This window comes from Pseudomonas sp. SA195 (genome assembly GCF_054131565.1).
The window spans coordinates 4,133,139-4,154,344 of record NZ_CP096392.1; the positions used below are offsets into that span (position 1 = coordinate 4,133,139).

The window sequence follows — 21,206 nt, forward strand, 5'->3', positions numbered from 1 at the left end:
CGCTGGTAGAGTGCAGTCCTCCCCTGCAACGGACGCATCGGTATGTCACTGGAAGAGCGAAAACGGCTGGTCCGACACCACGTCGACCTCACCTGGAACCGCGGGCACATGGCCCTCGCCGAACAACTGCATGGCAAGGATTTCCTCTACAAGAGCTCGTTCGTCGGCCATGCGCTAGACAGCAGCGCCTTCATCGCCTTGGTCCGGCAGATCCGCACGGCGATGCCTGACCTGGAAGTGGTCATCGAGGAGTGCGTCGCGGAGGGCGACAAGGTCATGACCTGGAGCACCCTGATCGGCACCATCGAGACGCCCGCGCTCGGCTACCCCCCGAGTGACAAGGTGCTGAGCATTTCCGCGATGGCGTTCTGGCTGCTTTCACCGAGCGGGCAGATCCGCGAAATCTGCACCATGTTCGACATGGAAAGCTTTCGCGCGCAGCTGGGCCTGCAAACCCGTACCTACGCCGAAAAGGCGCTGCCCTAGACGTCAGCGGTGTGCCGCTCCGCTGCGCGCAGTCATCCGGCGTGATTCAGGGTCTACCGTGCATTCGCCCCGTTAACTAAGGCAGGTTGAATGCTTCGGCCGTTGTTGCTCACCACGCTGGTTGCTCTCATTGTTTTCGCGCTGATCCTCTCGGCCGTCGACCCGCATGACCGCACCACCTGGCTGCTGGAGGTGCTACCAGCAGCCGTACTGCTGCCCCTACTGATTTACAGCCACCGACGCTTTCCGTTGAGTTCGCTGCTGTACCTGTTGCTCGGCATCATGGCGCTCGGGCTGATCGCTGGCGGCCACTACAGCTTTGCACGTGTTCCGCTGGGGTTCTGGCTGCAGGATTGGCTCGATCTGGCACGCAATCCCTATGACCGGCTCGGGCATGTCTTGCAGGGGGTCATTCCGGCGCTATTCGCACGTGAATGGCTGATACGCGGAAACCGCGTCAACGGCCGTCACTTGCTGCCGTTCCTCTGCGTATGCGTGGCACTGATGGTCAGCGCCGTGTATGAGCTGGTCGAGTGGGCTGCCGCCCTCGCGCTAGGTCAGGGCGCTGATGAGTTTCTCGGCATGCAAGGCGACGAGTGGGATACCCAGGCCGATATGTTCTGTGCCCTGCTCGGCTCTATCGCGGCCATGACCGTGCTGGTGCCCCTGCACAACCGCAGCCTCGCCGCGCTGGCTGCCCCCTGCAACACGCTGAACCAGCGAGCCGGCGAACGTCTAGTGGACTAGCTAGGCCACGCCAGCCGCGGCCCGCAGCGGTATCAAGACGGTCGATGAGCACTATCGACACGCTCGCGTTTGCCACCTTGGAACGTCCTCGTAGCATAGGTCCCGTACCCCGCTAAACAGAGGAGACCTCTCATGAAAACGCTATTCGCGAGCCTGATTCTCGCCAGCATCGCCTCGACCGCCCTCGCCGTGCCGCCGAGCCATCCGCAGCCGATAGTGGGCGAAGCCCATAGCGCCGCGACCGTGCGCAAGGGCGTTGTTGCCGACCCGACGCTGGCCGAAAACGGCTTCGAGCACACACCGCTCGGCCAACTGCTCGCCGAAGACGGCTTTGACCTGACGCCACAGGCTGACCGCGTCGCCGATGACGGTTTCGACCGCACCCCACTCGGCCAGCTGATTGCCGAGGACGGCAGCGACCGTACCGGACTAGGCACTGTTTAAGTTCCGCTCCACCTTCAAGGCGCCGTTGGCGCCTTTTTTTTGCCGGAAAAAAGACCTAACAGCGCTGCGAAACGGGTGCGGTCCGATGTCGCGCCACGGCATGATCGCCCGAGAGCTAGCGTCGAAGCTGCTGACCGAGCGCACCGTGTCCGGCGTTGACGACATGGGGGCGGCTGTGGTCCTTGCTCACCACAACCACCCCAGCCACAACAGCGCGGCGAGTAGCCACGCGCTGAGTGCCAGCGTCTGAGCATTCCAAGCGCGGTTCCAGCGGCGCTCACGGTGCCGCCAGCGGCCTCTATCGGGCGTTGCGTTTGGCACTGGGATGGGTGGCCATTGCGATACGCGCTTGAGCGCGAGCGAGGGCGGCAGCGCGCGTTCAGGTAGGCGCGTCAGCCAGGCGGGAGCACGGAGGCCAGTGCGAAGCGCCGCTGTGGCGATGCCGAGCGCCAGCAGCAACGGCCACGTCGATGCCCAGATGCCTTTCGGATAGAAACCGTGCAGCAGCGGCTCACGCATAGCCGGCCAGGCCCAGGGCAACAGCAGCGACAGGCCGCCAAGCAGCGCCCACGGCCCCAGCTGCAGGGTTGGCGGTGACTCGGCGGGTGCGTGCTGCGCTTCGCGGCGCATCAGCCAGAGCGCGCGGAGGAGCAACAGTGCGGTCGTGAAGCTGGCGATCGTCAGGCCCACCTGCCAGCGGGCAAACATCCCCTCGCTCCACACCTCTTTCATGGCCGTCTTGACCGCCCCGCCACTGGTCAGAGGCAGGCCGGCAAGCGCCAGGGCCGGCACCAACAGCCACAGCCAGCCGAAGCGCGACAACCGCCCCGCATGCACCAGCCCGGCTGCCAGGAACAAGGCCCCCTTGGCGAACCCGTGATGCACGCCATACAGCATGAGCACGGCGGTGAGCACAGCCTGCTGTTCTGGATGGCGCCAGAGCAATGCCAACAGGATGACCAGATAGCCCATCTGGCTCACCGAGGAATAGGCCAGCGCGGCCTTGGCCTTGCTGCTGCCCAGGCCAAGGAGCGCCGGGTACACGGCACCGAACAGGCCAACGATCAGCAACCCCTCGGCCCAGCTCGCCAGCAACGGGTCGCCTTCGGGCATGCAGCGCCAGATGCCCAGCATGCCTGCCTTGAGCATCGCACCGGACAGCACGGCGCTCGCCGGTGCCGGTGCAGCCGGGTGGGCCAGCGGCAACCAGATGTGCAGCGGCCAGAAACCGGCTTTCAACCCAAGGCCCAGCAGCAAGAGCAGGAGCGTCAGTTCATCCATTGGCACCTGCTGCCAGGCAGCGAACGCAAAGTCCCCCGCGGCGGCATGGGTGCGCAACATCAACCCGGCCAACAAAGCCATTTCGCCCGTTATCGCCAGCTGAAGATAGAGCCGCCCGGCACGCCGCGGCCCCGGTCCGCCCTGATGAACGATCAGCCCATACGCCGACAGGCTCATGGCGCTAAAACCGAGGTAGAAACTCAGCGCATCGGTGGCGATGATCAGCAGCAGGTTGCCGGCCAGAGCCAACTGCCAGAAGGTCCAGAAGCGCAGACGCGCCGGGTCGTCCCGCTGGCTACTGCTGGCATAGATCCCGGCGCAACCCCAGAGCAGCGCGGTGAAACCAAGCCAGGCGCGACTCAGCTCATCTGCCGCGCCCCAGCGCACCCCTTCCCAGAGCATCGGCATTTCCAGCAGCGGCTGCGGCCATGCCGCGACGACCAAGGCAGGCACGCAGCCCAGCCAGAGCCAGCTGACCACCCGCCGCGGCATGGTGCCCAGCAAGGCGAGCATGAGCAGCGGTGCCAACGGCACCAGTAACCAGAGCCAGGCGCCGCTCATATCCGGAACTCCCGATCTACGATCAGTTGCGCCCAGCCAAGTGGGCTCAGTGCGGTACCAGCCAGCAGACCGACCAGCACCGCCAGCGCCGCCGTGAACAACGCTGGAAACAGCAGCATCCAATGCGTTTCCCAACGCTCGTCGCGCCAATTGTCCTCGTGCCAGTGCGCCGGTTCGGCGAACCAGCCGCGCCAGAGCAGCGGTAGGAAATAGGCTGCATTAAGCAGCGCCGAGCCCATCAGCACCAGCAATACCCAGTCCTGCCCCACTTCCAGCGCGCCCATGCCCAACGCCCATTTGCTGACGAAGCCGGCAATTGGCGGGATGCCGATCATTCCCAGCGCACCGATGCTGAACGCGGTCATCGTCAACGGCATGCGTCGCCCGACGCCGTCCATTTCGCGGATGCGGTGGATACCTAACGTTTCGGCGAAATTGCCCGCGCAATAGAAGAGCGTCACCTTCATCAGCCCCTGGTGCACCAGATGAACCAGCCCACCAACCGCGGCAATCGGCCCGAGCAGGGCGACCCCGAGGGTGACGTAAGACACCTGGCTGATGGTCGAATAGGCCAGGCGTTTCTTCAGCTCCTGTTGTTGCAGTGCGCGTAGCGATCCATAGAGGATCGTCGCCGCGGCCAGCCCAAGCAGCGGGCCGGCTACGTCCAGCTCGGCAAGGGCCTCGGCGCCGAACACGTCATAGACCACCCGGACGATGCCGAACGCTCCGGCCTTGACCACTGCCACCGCGTGCAGCAGGGCACTGACCGGCGCTGGCGCGACCATCGCCTGCGGCAACCAGCCGTGCAGCGGGATCAGCGCCGCCTTGACGCCGAGCCCAGCTACCAGCAGGACGAAGGCTACGCGCAGCGCCAGGTCGTGCTCACCAACGGCATCGAGCAAATAGCCGCCGGGCTGGAAGTCGGGACCGCCGGCAAGGCTGTGCAGCAGCGCCACGCCCATCAGCACCAACGCACCGCCCCCCACGGTATAGGCCAGGTATATGCGCCCAGCCCGCAGCGATTCCGGCGTGCCGCGGTGTACCACCAGCGGAAAGGTCGCCAGGGTCAGCATTTCGTAGAACAGCAGGAAGCTGACCAGGTTTCCGGCCAGCGCGAGGCCTACCGTCGCGCTGACGCAAAGGCTGAAATAGCCGAAGAAGCGCGAGCGCAGGGGGCTTTTTTCCAGGTAGCCAATGGCATAGACGGTGGTCGCCATCCACAGCACGGAGGACAAGGCAACAAATAACAGCGAGAGCGCATCGCCCTGCAGCACCAGAGGCGCACCGGGCAGAAACGGCAGGCTGAAGCGGAACTCGAGACCCCGGCTAACGCCCCAGATCATCGCTGCGACCAATGCCAGCTTTACGACCACACCGCACAGATTCAGGGCCACGCGCGTGAGTTGCTGGTCTTCGCGCAGCGTAAAGATCAGCAGGCCGGGCAGCAGCGAGCTGAGCACAATGGCCAGGGGCAGCCAGGTAGTCCAGCTCATCGCGCAACCCCTCCCAACCAGAGCAGTAGCGGTTCGCTAATCAGCGCCAGACCCAGTACCAGCAATGCCGGCAGCATCGCCAGCCACTGCGCGAGGCGGTCCGGCACCACGCTTGGCGGGTTAGGCCGGGCACGGTCGAAACCCAGCGCCACGACGCGGAACACATAGGCGGCAGACATCAGAGTGCCGAGCAGCACGCCAACGGCCCAGGGCCAGTGCGCAGGCTGAGCGAATAGCGGCTCGAGGAGCAGCCACTTGGCAAGAAAGCCGCCGCTGGGGGGTAGCCCGATCAGGCTGCCGCCTGCGACCGCGAACGTCGCCATCGCGACCGGCATGTTTTGACTGGCGCCCTTGAGCGCGCGAACGCGTCGCGTGCCCAGCACCCGCTGTAGCTCGCCCGCAGCAAGGAACATCGACACTTTTGCCAAACCATGGGCAATGATGAACAGCCACAACGCCGCCTCCATTCGCGGCTCTTGCCAGCGCAGCAACAGCCCCAACGCAAGCAGTGCATAGCCCAGTTGGGCCACCGTCGAATAGGCGACCAGCATCTTCAACCGCGGCGCGCGCAACGCCGACCATCCGCCCGAAAGCAACGCCAGGATGCCTGCTGCGGCGAACAACCCACCCGCTTGGCGGCCCAGTTCGGGCGGTGCGATCTCGCTCCAGACGAGCCACAGGATGTAGATCGGCCCCTTGACCACCAACCCCGAAAGCAGCGCGCTTACGGCGGTCGGCGCGCCGGAGTGCGCCGGCGGCAACCACAGGTGCAGCGGCCAGAGCGCCGCCTTAAGCATCAAACCGAGGCTCATCAACAGCAGAGCAAGCCGAGTGCTGGCGTCGGCTTCAGCCAGCGAAGCCAGCGCCGGCACGTCCAGCACACCGTAGCGGCCATATAGCAGCGCGACGCCGAACAGATACGCCAGTGAACCGGCCAGCGACAGCATCAGGTAGTTGAATGCCGGCCGGTAGGCCTTCCGCCCCGCGAGGGCTACCAGCGCCACGGCAGCCAGGCTGAGCAGCTCGAGCGTCACATACAGGTTGAACAAGTCGGCCGACAGCCACAGTGCGGCCAGTGCCGCGTGCAGCAGGCAGGACAGCGGCCAGTAATCCTCGCTGCCACCGGCGTGCGGGCTGCGCGCGGCGTAGAGCGCGACCAGCAGATGCAAGCCAGCCGTAAACACCAGCAACAGTGCAGTGAGTGGTGTCAGCTGAAAGCGGATCGCCAGCGGCGTATCCCAGCCACCGATATGCAGCAGCGTCGGCCCCGTCTCTATCGCGTACCGCAAGGCCAGCGCGGCGGCGACCAAGCTGCCCAGCGTCGCCGTGATCGTCCAGACGCCGGCACGCCGCGGTTGCACCAACACCAGCAACAGGCCCGCAACCAGCGGCAGCGCCAGGCTCCACAGCGCGGCATTCATCGGCGAGACGCCCCGCGCCCCTCGGCTGCGCTCGCCAGCCGCAGTGCCAGCGCCGTTGCGCTCACCGCCACCACCAGCCCGGTGACCACCAGTGCGACCAGCAGCGGGTCGGTCGGCTGGCTTCGTGATGCCAGCGCCACCATGACTAGGAATACACCGCTGCCCATCAGGTTGAAGGCAATGATCCGTCGCAGCGCGTGGCGCACGCTCAGCAGCCCGTGCAAGCCGAGCAGCCAGAGCCCGGCGCCGATGGCCGACCAGAATACCGTCGCGCTCATGCCGCTGGTTCCTCGCGCTCGCCGACCACCAATAGGCTCAGGCTGGCGGCAATCGACAGCGTGGCCACGGCTTCGATCATCAGGATCACGCCTTTGGCCGCGCCATCGGGGTAATACAGCCAGCCCCCACCCAGCCAGGCGGTCACCAGGGCGACTCCGATAAAGACCAGCAATCCGCCCAGCACAACCAGCCGCAGCGGCGCAGATGACCAGCGCAGCATCGGTAACAGCCCGGCGAGCCGCAGCAGCACGACCCCAGCGGCCAGCAGCGAGCCGGCCTGGAATGCGCCGCCTGGCGCGCTCGCACCGCGCCACAGCACATAGCCGCCCGCCAGTACCAGCAGTGGCGCCAGCACCCGCGCCCAACTGCGCAGCAAAGGCCAGGGCTCGGCCAGCTCCAACCGCCGTGGCCCGAGCTGGCGCGCACCCAGCAAAGCCAGGAGCAGTACAGCCAGCTCGAGCAGGGTGTCCCAGGCTCGGAAATTGAGCAGTACGGCCGTCACGGGATGGCTGACGCCACTGTGCGGCAATGCCGCATCGATCATCGCCGGCATGTTGGAGCGCTGCTCGGCGAGCGGCATCAGGCCTTGCACAAGCAGCATGAGCAGCGGCAACACCACTGCTGCGGAGGCCAGAAATCGGCCGCGACGCTGGCGCGGCGCCTCGGCAGGCTGGTTCGCCAGCGCCGCGAACAGCAACACGCCAGTCAATCCCGCACCGATGGCCGCCTCAGCCAGCGCCAGGTCCGCCGCACCCAGCCGCGCCCAGACGAGTGCCAAGGCCAGGCCGAAAGCGATGAACAGCAGTACGCTGACGTAGAGGTCGCGACCATGCAGCGCGCCGAAGGCCAGCAGCAAGACCAACAGGCCGAGCACGCCGTCGAGCAGCCATTCAGTCATCGCCCACCTCCTCCTCGGCCTGGCGACCGAGCAACTGGCAAGCGGTCGCGCTGGACGCCAGCAGCAACAGCCAGATCAACACCATCTGGATAACTGCCCAGGCGCTATCGGCCCGCAGCGACAATCCCAGCACCACCAGCCCAAGACCCAGCGTGTCGGCCTTGGTCAGTGCATGCAGACGGCTGACAGCATCGGGAAAGCGCAGCAGACCGACGCTCCCCGCAGCGAAGAACATCAGCCCGCCGATCAACAGGATCCAGCTCGATCCGTCACGCACCAGATCAATCATGGCGCCCCCGCCGCAACACCTGTACCAGCGCGGCACTGGCCACGGCGGCAAGCAGGCCCAGCACCAGCGCCACGTCGCGCAGCGCCGGCTGCGCCTGCCATTGCGCCATGACCAGCAACAGCGCCGTGCCCGAGGTGCCAAACAACTGCACGGCCAGCAGGCGATCCACTCGCCCGGGCCCGAGTAGTACGCGGCCCAGGCCGACGACGACCGTCAGCAACAGCAGCGCCAGATACAGGCCCATCAGTGCGCTCCTCTAGCCAGCAGGCGCTGCAGCCGCCGTTCCAGTTCCGCCACGGTCGGCTGCCACGCCTGGCGCTCGTCGAGCACATGGACGCGCATGCAATCACCGTCGACGCGCGAAGAGAGGGTGCCGGGCAGCAGCCCGACCAGCGCCGACAACAACAGGCGGACCTGCGGTGACGAGCATTGCAGCGGGTAGTCGAGCCAGGCCGGCTGCAACGGGCGGCGCGGATGCAGAGCGCGAACGGCCACGTCCCAGCCGCCGGCAAGCATGCGCATCAGAAAGAAGAGAATGAAACCCGGCAACGCCGGGAGCGCCGGATGCCACGGCCGCCGCCCTAGCCAGAGCGACACCAGGGTAGCCAGCAGGACGCTCGGGATGCCCAGCGACCAGCCCTCGCCGCCGCTGAACGACAGCCAGAGCGCGGCATAGATCAGCGCCCAGCCCGGCCCATCGCGCCAACGCCGTCGCGATTCTGTCCGCTCCATGTCGGCTCCCTTCGTCGTCCACCTCATCTCATGATTGGAAGTGAGGCGCGCTCAGGCGTTCCGTGTAATGGCGCCGCAGGGTGTTTCCAGCCGTTGCGGGCGGCTGACGATCAAAGGCTGAAGCGGGCCGTGTTCTGCGCCAGCTTGCGCGTGCCGTCGCCCAGCCGATCGGCTACCCCATGAACCGCCTGAGCGCCTTCCAGCAGGCTTAGGGCAGCCTGATCGACGCGCTGGATGTTGCCGCTGACATCTTCGGCGGTAGCGGCCTGCTGCTCCACGGCTGTGGCGATCTGCACAATCATGTCGCTGACGCGCTGTACCGCGCCGGCAATCTCGCCCAGGTTGTCACCCAGCGCCGTCACCGCGCCGGCGTCTCGCGTGGCCTGGCCACAAGCGGCCTCCATCAGGTCGACCGATTGCTGCACCACCTGCTGCAGTGCCTCAACCGTGTCTGCGATCTCGCGGGTGGACGCCTGCGTGCGTTGTGAAAGACTGCGAACCTCATCGGCCACCACCGCGAAACCGCGCCCTTGTTCGCCGGCACGCGCCGCTTCGATGGCCGCATTGAGCGCCAGCAGATTGGTTTGCTCGGCGATGCCCTTGATCACTTCGATGACGCGATCGATCTGCTGCGCCTGCTCCCGCAAGTGCCCAAGCACGGCGGCCGCCTCACCCATACGCCCAGTCAATTCCCGCATGCTGGCGGTTGTCTGCACGCTTTGCGCGTTGCTCTGCTCGGCGATACGGCGCGTCTGCGCCGCATCTTGTGAGGCCTGCTCGCAGCTTTCGGCAACGGCCTGGGCAGTCGCCGCCATCTCGGTGGCCGCGGTGGCGATCTGGCTGACCTGGACCTGCTGATCCTCCACTGAACGCAGCGACTGCTGAGCGCGCTCGGACAGATGCTGCACCGTGCCACCCAGGCTTGCGCTCTGTTGATTGACCCCCTCCAGGGAGTCGCGCAGCTGCCCTACCGCCTCATTGAGGGCCGTGCCGATCATCGCGAGCTCGTCTCGGCCGTGTGTCTGGGTCCGGCAGCGCAAATCACCGTCACGCAGGGCCTGCGCCATCGTGGTGATCCGCGCGGTACTCGCGCGGATCGATGCCTGCAGGCAGACCAGCGTATACAGCGCCAGCAGCACCAGCAGTCCGAACGCCGTCGCAGTGATCGTCAACGCACGCAGCGCCTGCTGCCGATACTCGCCCAGGCGCTGATCGAGCCCAGCGAGCGTAGCGGTTTGCAATTGGCTGACCTCGCCGAGCGCCGCGTCCATGCCTTGCTCGAATGTCGTGCGGTCCAGTTGCACAGTGCCGGCGAACAGGTCGCGGTCGAGCCGCTCGAGCCATCCATCCAATGCCTTGAGACGGGTCCGGTACCCCTGCTCCCAGTTGCCCAGCGAGGCGGGCAGCTTGCCTTGCAGGTGATCGGCGAACTTGCCCAATTGCGCGCGCTGCGCGCCGCTGGCGGTGCGGATCTCGCGCAGCTGTAAACGGCTCTGCATGCTGAATTGCCCGGACGCGACGACTCCCTGCCCGACGCTGGCGAGCACGCCGAGCTGCTGCGCCATACTCGGCGCAGCCTGCGTGGTCAGCTGCATCATCAGATAGGTCTCCAGCCAGGGGTCGAGAATCAGCCCGCTCTCGGTGGCAATTTGCTCCCGTACCGAAACCACGTCCTGTAGCGCCTGAGTGAAACGGTCATAGGCATCAGGCCACCAGGCGGTTTCAGCTAGCGCCGCGGTACGCAGGCCTTCGCGCTGGGCCTGCAGACGCGCCAACCCGGCCCGCACCTCCTCGCTCACCTCCTCCTCAGCGAGTCGGCTTGCAAGTGCAGCCAGGCTCGCATCCAGCCCAGCCTCACTCGCCCGCACTGCGGCCATGAGCGCGCGGGTCTCGTCCGTCACTTCACGGCCTTTCTCACTGGCCTTCCAGCGCGCAGTGAGATTGCGCTGTGCGATCAGCTGCAGCTCGACCCCGTCCAGGGCGTCCAACTGGCGCACGCCGGCACGCTCGTTCGCGACCAGCTGAAGCTTGTCCAGGTAACCCTCGCCGATTGCCCAGACCGCATAGCCCAGCGGCAGGATGAACATCAGCGCCAGCAACTGGAATTTGCGAGCGAAACTGAACCGTTCGAGTGTCCTTACGCCGGGTAGCAACAGGGCGTTCATCGCCTTCTCCTTGATCCATTACGATAGCGGCCACGACCCGCGTGCCGAGAAGGAGGCTAAGCAATACGCGCGCCATGCCTCCCGCCAATGACATCAACAGCCCAATAGAGGCACTACGCCATTACGCGAATCAAGCAAGCTTAGATGCTGCTCCGAAAGTTGCGCGCTGGATCTGCCCTAACCCGCTCAGGCGCACGCACCAAAAGCGCGCAGCAACGCCTGCGATGAGCGAATAGCGGGAAACCTTTCGCACCTACACCGCTCGAAACTCCGATGCCAGACCGGGCGAAGCGGGCTGATGCGCGCTCCAAACACACCTGGCAAGCAGCATGGCGCCCCGGAGGTAGCCGAACGATAAGTGGGCAGCCGCCCAAGCCTGCGTGATGCCTGTACCGGGCACGCGTGCGAGGAGCCTTAGATGAGTGCGATTGCGTTGATGATTGTGGGCCTGGCGGCGATGTCGCTGGGCTATGTGTTCTATTCGAAGTTCATCGCCGAGAAGATCTACCGCCTCGACCCGAACTACCAGACCCCCGCCCATACCATGCGCGACGGCGTCGATTACGTGCCCACTAACAAGTTTGTTCTTTGGGGCCACCACTTCACCTCGGTCGCGGGCGCCGCGCCCATCGTCGGCCCGGCGATTGCGGTGATCTGGGGCTGGGTGCCGGCGTTCATGTGGGTGGTGCTGGGTACGATCTTCTTCGCCGGTATTCATGACTTCGGCGCCCTGTGGGCCAGCGCGCGCAACAGGGGCCAGTCAGTGGGCATGCTCAGCGGCCGGCTGATCGGTTCGCGCGGGCGCAGCCTGTTCCTGGTCGTGATCTTCCTCGTGCTGCTGATGGTCAACGGTGCCTTCGCTGCGGTGATTTCCAACCTGCTGGCCTCGACGCCGACATCGGTGATTCCGGTATGGGGTGCGATTGTCGTGGCGCTGGTGATCGGTCAATTGATCTACCGCTACAACGTCAAGCTGCTCTGGCCTTCGCTGGGCGGCGTAATCGTGCTTTATCTGCTGATCCTGTTGGGCAGCGCTTACCCCATTACCCTGCCGGAGACGGTGCTGGGGCTGAGTGCGAAGTCATTTTGGATCCTGCTGCTGTTCGCCTACGCCGCTATCGCCTCGCTGCTGCCGGTGTGGGTGCTGCTGCAACCGCGTGACTACATCAACGGGCTGCAGCTGTTCGTCGGCCTTGGCCTGCTCTACCTGGCCGTGCTGTTCGGGGCGCCGGAGCTGGTCGCGCCGGCGTACAACGCCGAGCTGCCCGCCGACAGCCCGAGCATTGTTCCGCTCCTGTTCGTCACCATCGCGTGCGGTGCCATATCCGGCTTCCACGGGCTGGTCGCCTCGGGCACGACCTCCAAGCAGCTGGACAAGGAGACCGATGCCCGCTTCGTCGGCTACTTCGGCGCAGTGGGCGAAGGCATGTTGTCGCTGGCCGCGATCATCTGCTGCACCGCCGGTTTCGCCACCCTGCTCGACTGGCAACAGGTCTATACCGCGTTCGGTCAGGGCGGCGTGAATGCGTTCGTTCAAGGCGGCGGCACCCTGCTCGCCAACGGCCTTGGCCTGCCGGCGGAACTCGGCTCCACCATTCTTGCGGTGATGGCGATCCTCTTTGCCGGCACCACCATGGACACCGGCTTGCGTTTGCAGCGTTTCGTCATTCAGGAAGCCGGTGAGCTGGCCGGACTCAAGGTGAACACCCTGGTCGGCACCTTCATAGCCGTTGGTGTGTGCATGGCGCTGGCCTTTGGCGCGGGTTCCGAGGGCAGCGGCGGTATGGCGATCTGGCCACTGTTCGGCACCACTAACCAGCTGCTGGCGGGGCTGACCCTGTCGATCATCACCGTGTTGCTGATCAAGCAGGGCCGCCCGGCGATGTACACCCTGGTGCCGCTGGTATTCCTGCTGGCGATGTCGATCTATGCGCTGCTGGTGCAAATGGGTCAGTTCTACCGTGCAGAGAACTGGTTGCTGCTGGGCATGGACGTGGTGATTCTGATCGCCGCGCTGTGGGTTACGCTGGAAGCGGTGATTGCCATGCGTAAGGGCCGCGACCCGGCGGCCGACATGACCACCGACGAGCCGCTGCCGTGACTCAACGGCCGTTCTTCGAACGCCTCTCGGACGGGCTGAAGGAATTCTACGTCGCGCCCTACCGACGTACCTTCGCCCGAGCCCGGCGCGACGAGGACGACCTGTTCATGCTGTTGGTCTTTTCCGAAGCGCTGGGCGTGCCGAACCCAGCCGCCTGGTACACCCTTGAATTGATGCCGGAACTCTACGAACGCTTCCACGACTGGCACCTGCGCATGGGCATGGAGCACTCGCCACTGGATCACATCGGATGTTGCTAGCACTGGCGGCTGAACGCCGCGTCTTGTTCATCGGCGGCAAAGGCGGTGTAGGCAAGACCACGGTTGCCGCCGCGACTGCGCTGCAGCAGGCGCGGGCCGGACGGCGCGTGCTACTGGTCTCCACCGACCCGGCGCACAACCTCGGGCATCTCTGGAATCGCGCGATCGGATCGAACACCGTGCGCCTGGCCGCTGGCCTGGACGGACTGGAGCTCGACCCCGACGAAACGGTACGTCAGCACCTCAACGAAGTCGGCAGCGCCCTGCGCCGCCTGATGCCGCCACATCTGGCCGGTGAGGTCGACAAACATATGTCGCTCTCTCGCGACGCACCCGGGATGCACGAAGCCGCGCTGCTGGAGCGCATTGCCGACACCGTCATAGAAGGCCTGGACCGCTACGACCTGCTGGTCTTCGACACGGCGCCGTCCGGCCACACCTCACGCCTGATGGCGCTGCCGGAAATGATGACCGCCTGGACCGAAGGCTTGCTGCAGCGCCAGGAACGCAGCAAGCGCTTCGGCGACGTACTGCGCAACTTCGGCAAGGACGATAGCGGGCTGGGCGAAAGCATCCTCGGCCGCGAAAACGGCGACGGCGAAGATCGTCAACAGCGTGTACGTCAGTTGCTCTACCGCCGCCGCGAGCGCTTCGCCCAGTTGCGCGACCTGATCCAGGATCGCCAACGCTGTGCGTTTGTCATCGTGCTCGCCGCCGAGCGCCTACCGGTGCTGGAAACCATCGAGCTTCACGCACAGCTGAAACGCAGCGGCATCGATGTGGCCGGGCTGATCGTGAACAAACGTTCTCCCGCCGACGCCGGCGCCTTCCTTGCCGAACGCCATGCCCAGGAACAGCGGCATCTGGAAACGCTGCAGCAAGCGCTCGCTGAGCTGCCAATTCAACAGCTGCCGCTACTGGCCGAAGACGTCGTTGGTGAAGCGGCGCTGGCGGCGTTCGGGGAGCGGTTGGGATAGCGCAAAGCTCCCGCGCCCCAGCTGCCGGCAGCGCCCATTCGACGGTTGGTCGACCGCTACGCCGAAAAGAAATAACGGGTGAGATGAAAGAACACCGGCGCGGCAAAGCACACCGAGTCCATCCGATCCAGCATGCCGCCATGGCCTTTGATCATGGTGCCCCAGTCCTTCGCCTGCAGGCTGCGCTTGATCGCCGAGAGCGTCAGCCCACCGAGAAACCCCATCACCACGATCACGAAGGACATCGCCAGAGACTGATAGAAACTGAACGGCGTCAGCCAGTACATGCAGCCACCGGCCAGCACCGCCGCCAGGCCGCCACCTACCAACCCTTCGACTGTTTTCGAAGGGCTGACGATAGGCGCAACTTTAGTCTTGCCGAACAGCTTGCCGAATACGTACTGCAAAACATCGCTGATTTGAACGACGAACATCAGGTAGAACAGCAACAAGGCGTTCTGCCCTTCGAAGCCTTTCAAATCGAGGATGAGCAGTGCCGGTGCGTGGCTGATGCAGTACACCGTAATCATGACGCCCCATTGAATCTTCGCGGCGCGTTCTAGAAACCCTTCGGTCTCCTGTGACAGCACGGCAATCGACGGCAGGAACAGAAACGCATAAACCGGGATCAGCAGCGTGACCATCGAATACCAGTGAATGCCGATGAACAGGTATTGCAGCGGTATGAGGATAAAGAAGGCGGCGAACAGCGCGTTGTGGTCACCTAACCGGGTCGGGGTCAGGGTGATGAACTCCCGCAGCGCAAATAGCGAAACGAAGGCGAACAACACCACCGTCGCCGTGCTACCCAACAGGTACGACGCGACGAATATTGCAATCATCGACCACCAGGCATTCACCCGGAGAATCAGGTTGTCGACTGTCGCGATCGCGCCTTCCGTTTTGACGAAGCGCTTCAAAAGAAGCCCTGTGACGCTGGCGACCGCGAGCAATGCGATGACCCCGGCCATCAACAGATAGAACTTGTTCTCGATCATCATTCGGCGAGCCTCACTACAGCGTCGCGGGCCCGGCTCAGAAAAGGGCCAATCTCTTCGTTGTCGATAACTTCAAGCGGATCGCCGATCCGAATGGTGCAGATAATCGGCAGCGGTACATGCTTCCCTTTCGGCATCGAGCGATACAGGTTATCCAGATAGATTGGCACCAGTCGCGCCTGTGGGAACGCCTTATGCAGCCGGTAAAGCCCGGATTTGAATTCGCCAGGAAGCGCCTGAAACTTACGCGTCCCTTCTGGAAAAATGATGACCGAAGCCCCCTGGGCCATTACCTGATGCACGGGCGCCAGAGCGTCCTCGCCTTCCTTGGGTTTACGCTCGATCAGCACCGAGTTGAGCCCACGCGTTGCGATGTATCTCAGAAACCGGTTCTTGCCCCAGTAATCAGCTGCAGCAAGGGGTTTGGTGTTGAGCCTGGCCTCCCGGGGCAGGGCCGCCATGATCGCGAGCGTGTCGATGTGGCTCGTGTGATTAGCGAAATAGATGCGCTGACCGGACAGATCAGGCGTGCTTTCAAAACGAGCGCTGGCGCCCAGCAATAGCCGCAAAACAGATATCAATAGGGTGGAAAGCCACATCACACGGCCTCCTTCAATTGGCGCGCAATCATTCGGGTGCGGGTAATGCAGGTCACAACGGACCCAGCCGCGATAACGACCAGCGCGAAGTACAAGGTATGGTGCGTCGCGAAGAGCAGAGACTCGGGAATGTTCAGCGCCAGGCCGGCCGTCATTACGGCCATCCGGTGCTGCTTGGCCATGGGCCCGACGAAGGTTTGCTGGAGCCCTAGCGATCCGCCGAAGACTCGAACATAGGCGGTCAACGCCGCGGCGAGTGCTGCGAACCAACCCAGGGATGCATCACCTGCCGTATAACCAAGCGCCACGATCAACAAGCTGTCTGCGATGCGATCGGGAAATTCGTTATACAGGCTACCCAATGCCGATTGCTTCCCGCCCTCGATAGCCACCATCCCGTCAAGCAGGTTGCATATCAACCTGAGCTGGATGAATGCAATTGCCGAAAGAGAGGCAAGTGCGCCAGTGGACGCTGCCATACTTGTCGCCGCCATGGCTGCAAACCCGATACTGGCTACTGAAATCTGATTAGGCGAGATATTACGGTTAATTAAAAACGTGGTTAGCTCCATTGCCCAGCGTTTAGATCGAGATGCAATGGGTCTTCGGTTGTCTTGCATGGCGTTCCCTCACCTGTTTGTTACCATTTTTCAAATTAGCACCAGGGGGTGTCCCCTGTTTCTCTTGAACGGCAGCTTACGCTCACTCCAGCTCGTTATTTCAAGTAGCTTGGCGCGTATTTTTAACGTACACCTGAGACATCACCAACTTCCGTAGGGAATGCCGTATTTTTCGATATAGCGTTTCGACTCAATGGGCAACGGATAATAGTTGCCACCTGACTTTCCAAGATGTGGGCCAAGCGGTTCTACCTCCGCCTGAGCCCGGGCGACTGCAACTGGCTTGTTGCATTCATTACGAGTCCAGACTTGGACGACGCCACCCGGCGCCAGTCCTACATGCAATGCCGCTAGATATAGAGCCGGTACGTCCGGCGTTTCCGGACAGCGTCGATGGGTGGATATATGCATGAGCTGCCGAGCTTCTTCAGGGATATCTATCCATGCCCGATAGGTCTGCGGCTCTACTACCGACTGCCACCGCACATAGACGCGCCTCGGCAGGTCCGCACCCACTACAGTATCGATTCCACCCGATTTTCCACGTGGCCAACCTCTCGCGAAGTCAGTTTCCAAATTGTCGATGCCAGTCCCGACGATTCCGCTAGCGCCGTGATTAAACACTTTACCCTGGATATCTTCGACCACACTCGCCTCGACCCACCCCACCATGTAGAGCGGTGAAAAGAACTCCAAACTCCACCATTTATCCTTCGGGTCCTTTTCACCGGATAGGGGGTCAGCGGTCTGGCAGCCACCCAAAATAAATATACCCAGCAGCGTGATGACATGCTTTAGCAAAATAGGCGCCCCTACTCTTTCTCACCAACTTCCGTAAGGGATGCCGTATATTTTTATATAACGTTTGGTGTTCTCATTAACTTTGTAAGCATAGCGCCCGCTAGTTTTTCCTTGCGAAGGGCCGAGTGGCTCAATTTCAGCTTGCCCGCGGGCTACTTCGATCGGCCTGTTGCACTCATTCCTCGTCCATATCCGTACAACACCGCCCGGAGCCAACCCCAAATGAAGAGCTGCGATATAAAGGGCGGGCTGATCGGGCGTTTCCGGGCAGCGCCGATGAGTGGACCTGTGCATGAGTTGCCGAGCCTGCACAGGGATATCGATCCATATCCGATAGGTCTGCGGCTCCACTATGGACTGCCAACGGACATAGACCCGCTTGGGCAGATCTGCACCCACAACTCCATGGATGCCACCTGACTTGCCCCTAGGCCACCCTCTGGCCAGCTCAGTCTCGTATCCGTAATTGCCAGTACCGATAATCCCGCCCATACCATGATTGAAGAGGTTGCCGTGGATATCTTCAACCCAGCTCGCCTCAACCCAACCCGTCATATAAAGCGGAGCAAAGAACTCCAAACTCCACCACGGATCCTTTGGATCGTGTTCACCTGATAGCGGATCTACTGACCGACAGCCTGATAAAAAGAAGAGCCCGATCAGAACAAACATAATTTTCATCTGCGAATCCATTCAGCTAAGCACGGGCGGAGCACTAGAGAAGAACGATATCGGCAGGTGAAGATCAGCCTTGAGCACCCGCAAAGACTTCATCAATCTGATGTTACTACCAACTCTCGTAAGGGATTCCGTACTTGTCTATATAACGCTTGGTGTCCTCATTGATTTTGTAAGCATAGCGCCCGTCAGTTTTTCCTTGTGAAGGGCCGAGTGGCTCGATTTCAGCTTGCGCGCGGGCTACTTTGACGGCGTTGTGACATTGGTCCCGGATCCATGCCTGCATTATTCCTCCTGGCGCAAGCCCTATATAAAGCGAAGCCATATAGCGCCCGGGGCGTTCGGCGGAACACCGAAGATGTGTCGAGTCATACATGATTTGCCGAGCATCGTCAGGGATATCAATCCACCCTCGGTACGTCTGCGGCTCAACCACCGATTGCCAGCGGACAAAGATTCGTTTGGGCAAGCGAGCGCCCACCACTGCTCGCTGACCGCCCGCCAGCCCTTGGGGCCACCCGCGGGCTACGTCGGTTTCGTATCCAGAATCAGCGCTCCCAACAACACCGCCTCCACCATGATCAAAAAGCCTGCCCTCGACATCCTCTATGATGCTTGTTTCAATCAAACCTACCATGTAAGCGGGAGCGACAAACTCCAAGCTCCACCATGAAGACTTCGAACCGTTCGATTCGTTTACTGGAACCCCCGCCTTACAACCAGTCAGCAACAGCGCGGTAATAATTATAAAAATCAGATTTTTCAAAATAGAGTCCAGTTAGGAGCATGCGGATGTCGATTGCGAACGCCCGCAGCATCTGGGGCATTGACATACAATATCTTCAGGCCGCTCGTAGTCCTTTTTCCCTGCGGATTATTCCAGTGTGCAGAAGCATGTATGTAGCGCTTTTTCAACAGAGCTTCTTCATCATCGCTCAAGCTGTAGTCACCCTGAATAAATCGCTCACACAAATCGGTGAGTTCATCCGGGACTGCATAGCCTGACACGTCAGGTATATCTTCAAACCTTACGCCATTCTTTCTTGCTAGTTCGTACATAACACGAAAGCACACAATCGATAGCCCGTTGTTGACGCGGCGCTTAAGTTGTAGGCCGGCATATACACGTTTTTGCCGCGGTGCCAAGCGATCCTGCGGGTCGGCGGGCAGCAGCTGTGCCGCTGGGGTAACGAGCTCAAGCATGTCTGCCGGCCAACCCTCTGCGATCATCTTTTGCCTGGTCTTCGCTGCGTCCTTAAAAATAGACGTCGTCGTGACATCGACGCGCTGACCAACTACTAGCGCCTGCATCGGACTGACCAACACACGCTCTTCCGCCTCATCCAGATAGCCTCCGCCGATGTCCGAATGCACGCCCGGCAGGACAACCTCAGGATGCTCCGGACGGACTTCGCTCAGTGGAAAGTTGGCGCGTATTTCATCGCGCGCAACCAACTGAACCACATTTGTGAAGTATTTACGCGGTAGATGGAGATTCAGCCAAGGCGTGATAGAGCTTCGGATATTGCCTTGGTTCTTCAAACCACCAACAGAGGCGACGGTATCGAACAGACCGATAAAGCCAACGTTGATATCTCGCCCATAGCGGTCGATGAAATGTTTGCTGAGGACGCGCGCGTTGCTCTGCAATGACGCACCAAGACGGCCTTGCCTGCCTTTGACGACTTCATTGGCGAAGTGCCTAGCCGCTGCAGCACCGCGGCTGAAGCCAAAGGTATCGAAGGTCAACGAGCTGATCTCGAGGTCCGGATAGTCCTGATGTGTGGTTTGGATGAGTTCGCTGATCCGGTCAAACGCGTCCTGGACCTGTTCCGCGACGCCTGTATCGCCGCGGCCCGCCGCAGCGCCCAAAATGCTGTCCTTTATGCCGGCCCGGGTGCCCGCTCCATCTACATATAGTTTGCGATACCCCAGCTTGTTTGAACCTTTTCCTTCGAGCGTGGCGGGTACCCAATATAAGTCCATCAGCTTCCGCACATTGGTCAGATCATTCCCATAACTGCTATCCGGCTCGGCCATATAGGGCTTGCAGTTGGAATCAAGATCCTCGACCGCTATTGGATGATGCGCGCCGCATGCCAAGCCTAGTGCGGCATTAGTGGAGTTATTAAGGGTGCCATCGAAAAACACGCCAATACGCAAGGCCAGCTTGATCTTCTCAGGTGCTTTTGCCGGCTCACTGCTGTGGCGCTCATATTCGGCCCAGCGCTCGGCATGGACCTCCACCGGCTCGGTGTTCTTCAGCTCGGCGTCGCGCCTGGCTCTGGGAATATTGGGTACGTAACCGCTCATCGTTCCACCATCCTTGGTTGGAAATGTGTAGCTGCATAAACGTGGGCACCGGTGCTCCACAGGTGCTCCGCCATGGGGCGCTAGTAGGGCCGACCGCCGGGGTTGTTTCAAGCGCGTCGTTCACAGAGTGCGGATCTGGCGTTGCGGTTCTGCGTTATCAACCGCAGGCCGTGACGTTGGCCACTCTGGCAGCCCGTCTAACGGTGTCGGATTAGACCAAGCCGCATTCGCTAGACCGCAACCGTTTGCTTAACGCCAAGCGGCCGCCCCTTCCAAGTGCATCGAATCCCCGTATAGTGCGCATCGCCCTGCGTGCGCCGCCTTTATCCAGGTCAGGTGCGGCACGGGGCGAGGGCATGACTTTTGCCTGCTTTGTTCCGCAGCCCATTACCCCGGTGCTGCGTTTGCCGAAGCCCTACCCGGGTGGCCGGCCTGATGCTGGAGATACACGATGTCTACCGAACCCGTCACCCTGATGGTGGCCCGCCGTGTGCGCGACGGCCGCTACCATGACCTTCTCGCCTGGCTGCACGAAGGCGAGCAATTGGCCGCGGACTTTCCCGGCTACCTTGGCTCGGGCGTCCTGGCGCCTCCACCTGGCGACGACGAATTCCAGATCATCTTCCGTTTCGCTGACGAACAGACCCTCGATACCTGGGCGCACTCCGCGTCCCGACGTGCCTGGCTGCAGCGCGGTAGCGAGCTTTGCGGACAACCCCATGAGCACCGAGCGCGCGGCATCGACGCCTGGTTCGGTGGCGCCGACAGCCCACCACCGCCGCGCTGGAAGCAGAGCGTCGCTATCTGGCTGGCCTTCTTTCCCGTCTCGCTGCTGTTCAACCTGTTGTTTGGGGACGTGCTGAGCGAACTGAGCCTAGTCATGCGCATCCTGCTCTCGACCCTGGCGCTGACGCCGCTGATGACTTACCTGTTCATCCCACTGTCCACTCGGCTCTTGGCAGGCTGGCTGAATGCCCCGCTGCGCAACCGCAGCCGCCCTGGGAAGCTGCCACTTACTGCCCGTTGATCGGAAGGGCGACGGCAGCCTCGACAAAAGCGTTGC

23 protein-coding genes and 1 pseudogene are annotated in these 21,206 nt (G+C 62.5%); 7 read left to right on the forward strand and 17 right to left on the reverse strand.

The genetic code is table 11. The annotated features are described in order from the left end of the window. The first annotated feature begins 42 nt into the window (after positions 1-42). From M1D78_RS19380 to M1D78_RS19390, 3 genes are all read left to right on the forward strand, one after another. A complete protein-coding gene (locus tag M1D78_RS19380) occupies positions 43-486 on the forward strand; it encodes a ketosteroid isomerase-related protein (protein WP_437421577.1) in 444 nt (147 codons plus the stop codon). Positions 487-576: 90 nt separating this feature from the next. Then, on the forward strand, positions 577-1,233 hold the full coding sequence (locus M1D78_RS19385; protein WP_437421578.1) for a DUF2238 domain-containing protein: 657 nt from the start codon (positions 577-579) through the stop codon (positions 1,231-1,233). Between the two features lie 132 nt (positions 1,234-1,365). Beyond that, positions 1,366-1,677 (forward strand): hypothetical protein, encoded by a 312-nt coding sequence (locus M1D78_RS19390; protein WP_437421579.1) that lies wholly within the window; start codon positions 1,366-1,368, stop codon positions 1,675-1,677. 186 nt (positions 1,678-1,863) lie between these two features. Here M1D78_RS19390 and M1D78_RS19395 read toward each other — a convergent pair whose 3' ends face one another. The 10 genes and pseudogenes from M1D78_RS19395 to M1D78_RS19440 all read right to left on the reverse strand — a co-directional run. Further along, positions 1,864-3,519, reverse strand: a complete 1,656-nt coding sequence (locus M1D78_RS19395) for a proton-conducting transporter transmembrane domain-containing protein (protein ID WP_437421580.1) — start codon at positions 3,517-3,519, stop codon at positions 1,864-1,866. Continuing rightward, entirely contained in the window at positions 3,516-5,012 is a 1,497-nt protein-coding gene (locus tag M1D78_RS19400; protein ID WP_437421581.1) for a complex I subunit 5 family protein, read from the reverse strand. Before M1D78_RS19400 ends, M1D78_RS19395 begins: the two co-directional genes overlap by 4 nt. After that, entirely contained in the window at positions 5,009-6,433 is a 1,425-nt protein-coding gene (locus tag M1D78_RS19405; protein WP_437421582.1) for a complex I subunit 5 family protein, read from the reverse strand. The genes M1D78_RS19400 and M1D78_RS19405 overlap by 4 nt, the downstream gene beginning before the upstream one ends. Continuing rightward, the gene (locus tag M1D78_RS19410) at positions 6,430-6,711 is read right to left on the reverse strand and encodes an NADH-quinone oxidoreductase subunit K (protein WP_437421583.1); all 282 of its coding nucleotides are present in this window, start codon (positions 6,709-6,711) and stop codon (positions 6,430-6,432) included. The genes M1D78_RS19405 and M1D78_RS19410 overlap by 4 nt, the downstream gene beginning before the upstream one ends. Further along, positions 6,708-7,610: a Na(+)/H(+) antiporter subunit B gene (locus M1D78_RS19415; protein WP_437421584.1), complete on the reverse strand. Its 903-nt coding sequence runs from the start codon at positions 7,608-7,610 to the stop codon at positions 6,708-6,710. The genes M1D78_RS19410 and M1D78_RS19415 overlap by 4 nt, the downstream gene beginning before the upstream one ends. Beyond that, entirely contained in the window at positions 7,603-7,899 is a 297-nt protein-coding gene (locus M1D78_RS19420) for a cation:proton antiporter (protein WP_437421585.1), read from the reverse strand. The genes M1D78_RS19415 and M1D78_RS19420 overlap by 8 nt, the downstream gene beginning before the upstream one ends. Continuing rightward, complete coding sequence (locus M1D78_RS19425) at positions 7,892-8,143, reverse strand: monovalent cation/H+ antiporter complex subunit F (RefSeq protein WP_437421586.1); 252 nt, start codon at positions 8,141-8,143, stop codon at positions 7,892-7,894. Before M1D78_RS19425 ends, M1D78_RS19420 begins: the two co-directional genes overlap by 8 nt. Further along, positions 8,143-8,631, reverse strand: coding sequence for a Na+/H+ antiporter subunit E (locus M1D78_RS19430; RefSeq protein ID WP_437421587.1), 489 nt, complete (start codon positions 8,629-8,631; stop codon positions 8,143-8,145). Before M1D78_RS19430 ends, M1D78_RS19425 begins: the two co-directional genes overlap by 1 nt. A gap of 110 nt (positions 8,632-8,741) precedes the next feature. Further along, complete coding sequence (locus M1D78_RS19435) at positions 8,742-9,629, reverse strand: methyl-accepting chemotaxis protein (protein ID WP_457933602.1); 888 nt, start codon at positions 9,627-9,629, stop codon at positions 8,742-8,744. 15 nt (positions 9,630-9,644) lie between these two features. Then, positions 9,645-10,796 (reverse strand): annotated as a pseudogene (locus M1D78_RS19440) (methyl-accepting chemotaxis protein); the annotation flags it as partial. Between the two features lie 418 nt (positions 10,797-11,214). On the opposite strand from M1D78_RS19440, the gene M1D78_RS19445 reads away from it, so the two are divergent. From M1D78_RS19445 to M1D78_RS19455, 3 genes are read left to right on the forward strand one after another with little or no spacing between them, the layout of a single operon-like run. Further along, positions 11,215-12,897: a carbon starvation CstA family protein gene (locus tag M1D78_RS19445; protein ID WP_437421589.1), complete on the forward strand. Its 1,683-nt coding sequence runs from the start codon at positions 11,215-11,217 to the stop codon at positions 12,895-12,897. Then, positions 12,894-13,157 carry a cory-CC-star protein gene (locus tag M1D78_RS19450; RefSeq protein WP_437421590.1) on the forward strand — a complete coding sequence of 88 codons (264 nt, stop codon included), beginning with the start codon at positions 12,894-12,896 and terminating at the stop codon, positions 13,155-13,157. The genes M1D78_RS19445 and M1D78_RS19450 overlap by 4 nt, the downstream gene beginning before the upstream one ends. Beyond that, a complete protein-coding gene (locus tag M1D78_RS19455) occupies positions 13,148-14,134 on the forward strand; it encodes an ArsA family ATPase (RefSeq protein WP_437421591.1) in 987 nt (328 codons plus the stop codon). Before M1D78_RS19450 ends, M1D78_RS19455 begins: the two co-directional genes overlap by 10 nt. A 56-nt stretch (positions 14,135-14,190) precedes the next feature. Here M1D78_RS19455 and M1D78_RS19460 read toward each other — a convergent pair whose 3' ends face one another. From M1D78_RS19460 to M1D78_RS19490, 7 genes are all read right to left on the reverse strand, one after another. Continuing rightward, positions 14,191-15,135: a phosphatidate cytidylyltransferase gene (locus tag M1D78_RS19460; protein WP_437421592.1), complete on the reverse strand. Its 945-nt coding sequence runs from the start codon at positions 15,133-15,135 to the stop codon at positions 14,191-14,193. Next, positions 15,132-15,731, reverse strand: a complete 600-nt coding sequence (locus M1D78_RS19465) for a lysophospholipid acyltransferase family protein (protein ID WP_437421593.1) — start codon at positions 15,729-15,731, stop codon at positions 15,132-15,134. Before M1D78_RS19465 ends, M1D78_RS19460 begins: the two co-directional genes overlap by 4 nt. Further along, complete coding sequence (locus tag M1D78_RS19470; RefSeq protein WP_437421594.1) at positions 15,731-16,351, reverse strand: CDP-alcohol phosphatidyltransferase family protein; 621 nt, start codon at positions 16,349-16,351, stop codon at positions 15,731-15,733. Before M1D78_RS19470 ends, M1D78_RS19465 begins: the two co-directional genes overlap by 1 nt. A 141-nt stretch (positions 16,352-16,492) precedes the next feature. Then, on the reverse strand, positions 16,493-17,152 hold the full coding sequence (locus M1D78_RS19475; RefSeq protein ID WP_437421595.1) for a DUF2931 family protein: 660 nt from the start codon (positions 17,150-17,152) through the stop codon (positions 16,493-16,495). Positions 17,153-17,173: 21 nt separating this feature from the next. Next, positions 17,174-17,833 carry a DUF2931 family protein gene (locus M1D78_RS19480; protein WP_437421596.1) on the reverse strand — a complete coding sequence of 220 codons (660 nt, stop codon included), beginning with the start codon at positions 17,831-17,833 and terminating at the stop codon, positions 17,174-17,176. Positions 17,834-17,939: 106 nt separating this feature from the next. Continuing rightward, positions 17,940-18,596, reverse strand: coding sequence for a DUF2931 family protein (locus tag M1D78_RS19485; protein WP_437421597.1), 657 nt, complete (start codon positions 18,594-18,596; stop codon positions 17,940-17,942). Next, on the reverse strand, positions 18,593-20,143 hold the full coding sequence (locus tag M1D78_RS19490) for a T6SS phospholipase effector Tle1-like catalytic domain-containing protein (RefSeq protein WP_437421598.1): 1,551 nt from the start codon (positions 20,141-20,143) through the stop codon (positions 18,593-18,595). Before M1D78_RS19490 ends, M1D78_RS19485 begins: the two co-directional genes overlap by 4 nt. Before the next feature lie 451 nt (positions 20,144-20,594). On the opposite strand from M1D78_RS19490, the gene M1D78_RS19495 reads away from it, so the two are divergent. Continuing rightward, positions 20,595-21,170, forward strand: a complete 576-nt coding sequence (locus M1D78_RS19495; RefSeq protein ID WP_437421599.1) for an antibiotic biosynthesis monooxygenase — start codon at positions 20,595-20,597, stop codon at positions 21,168-21,170. The last annotated feature ends 36 nt before the right edge of the window (positions 21,171-21,206 follow it).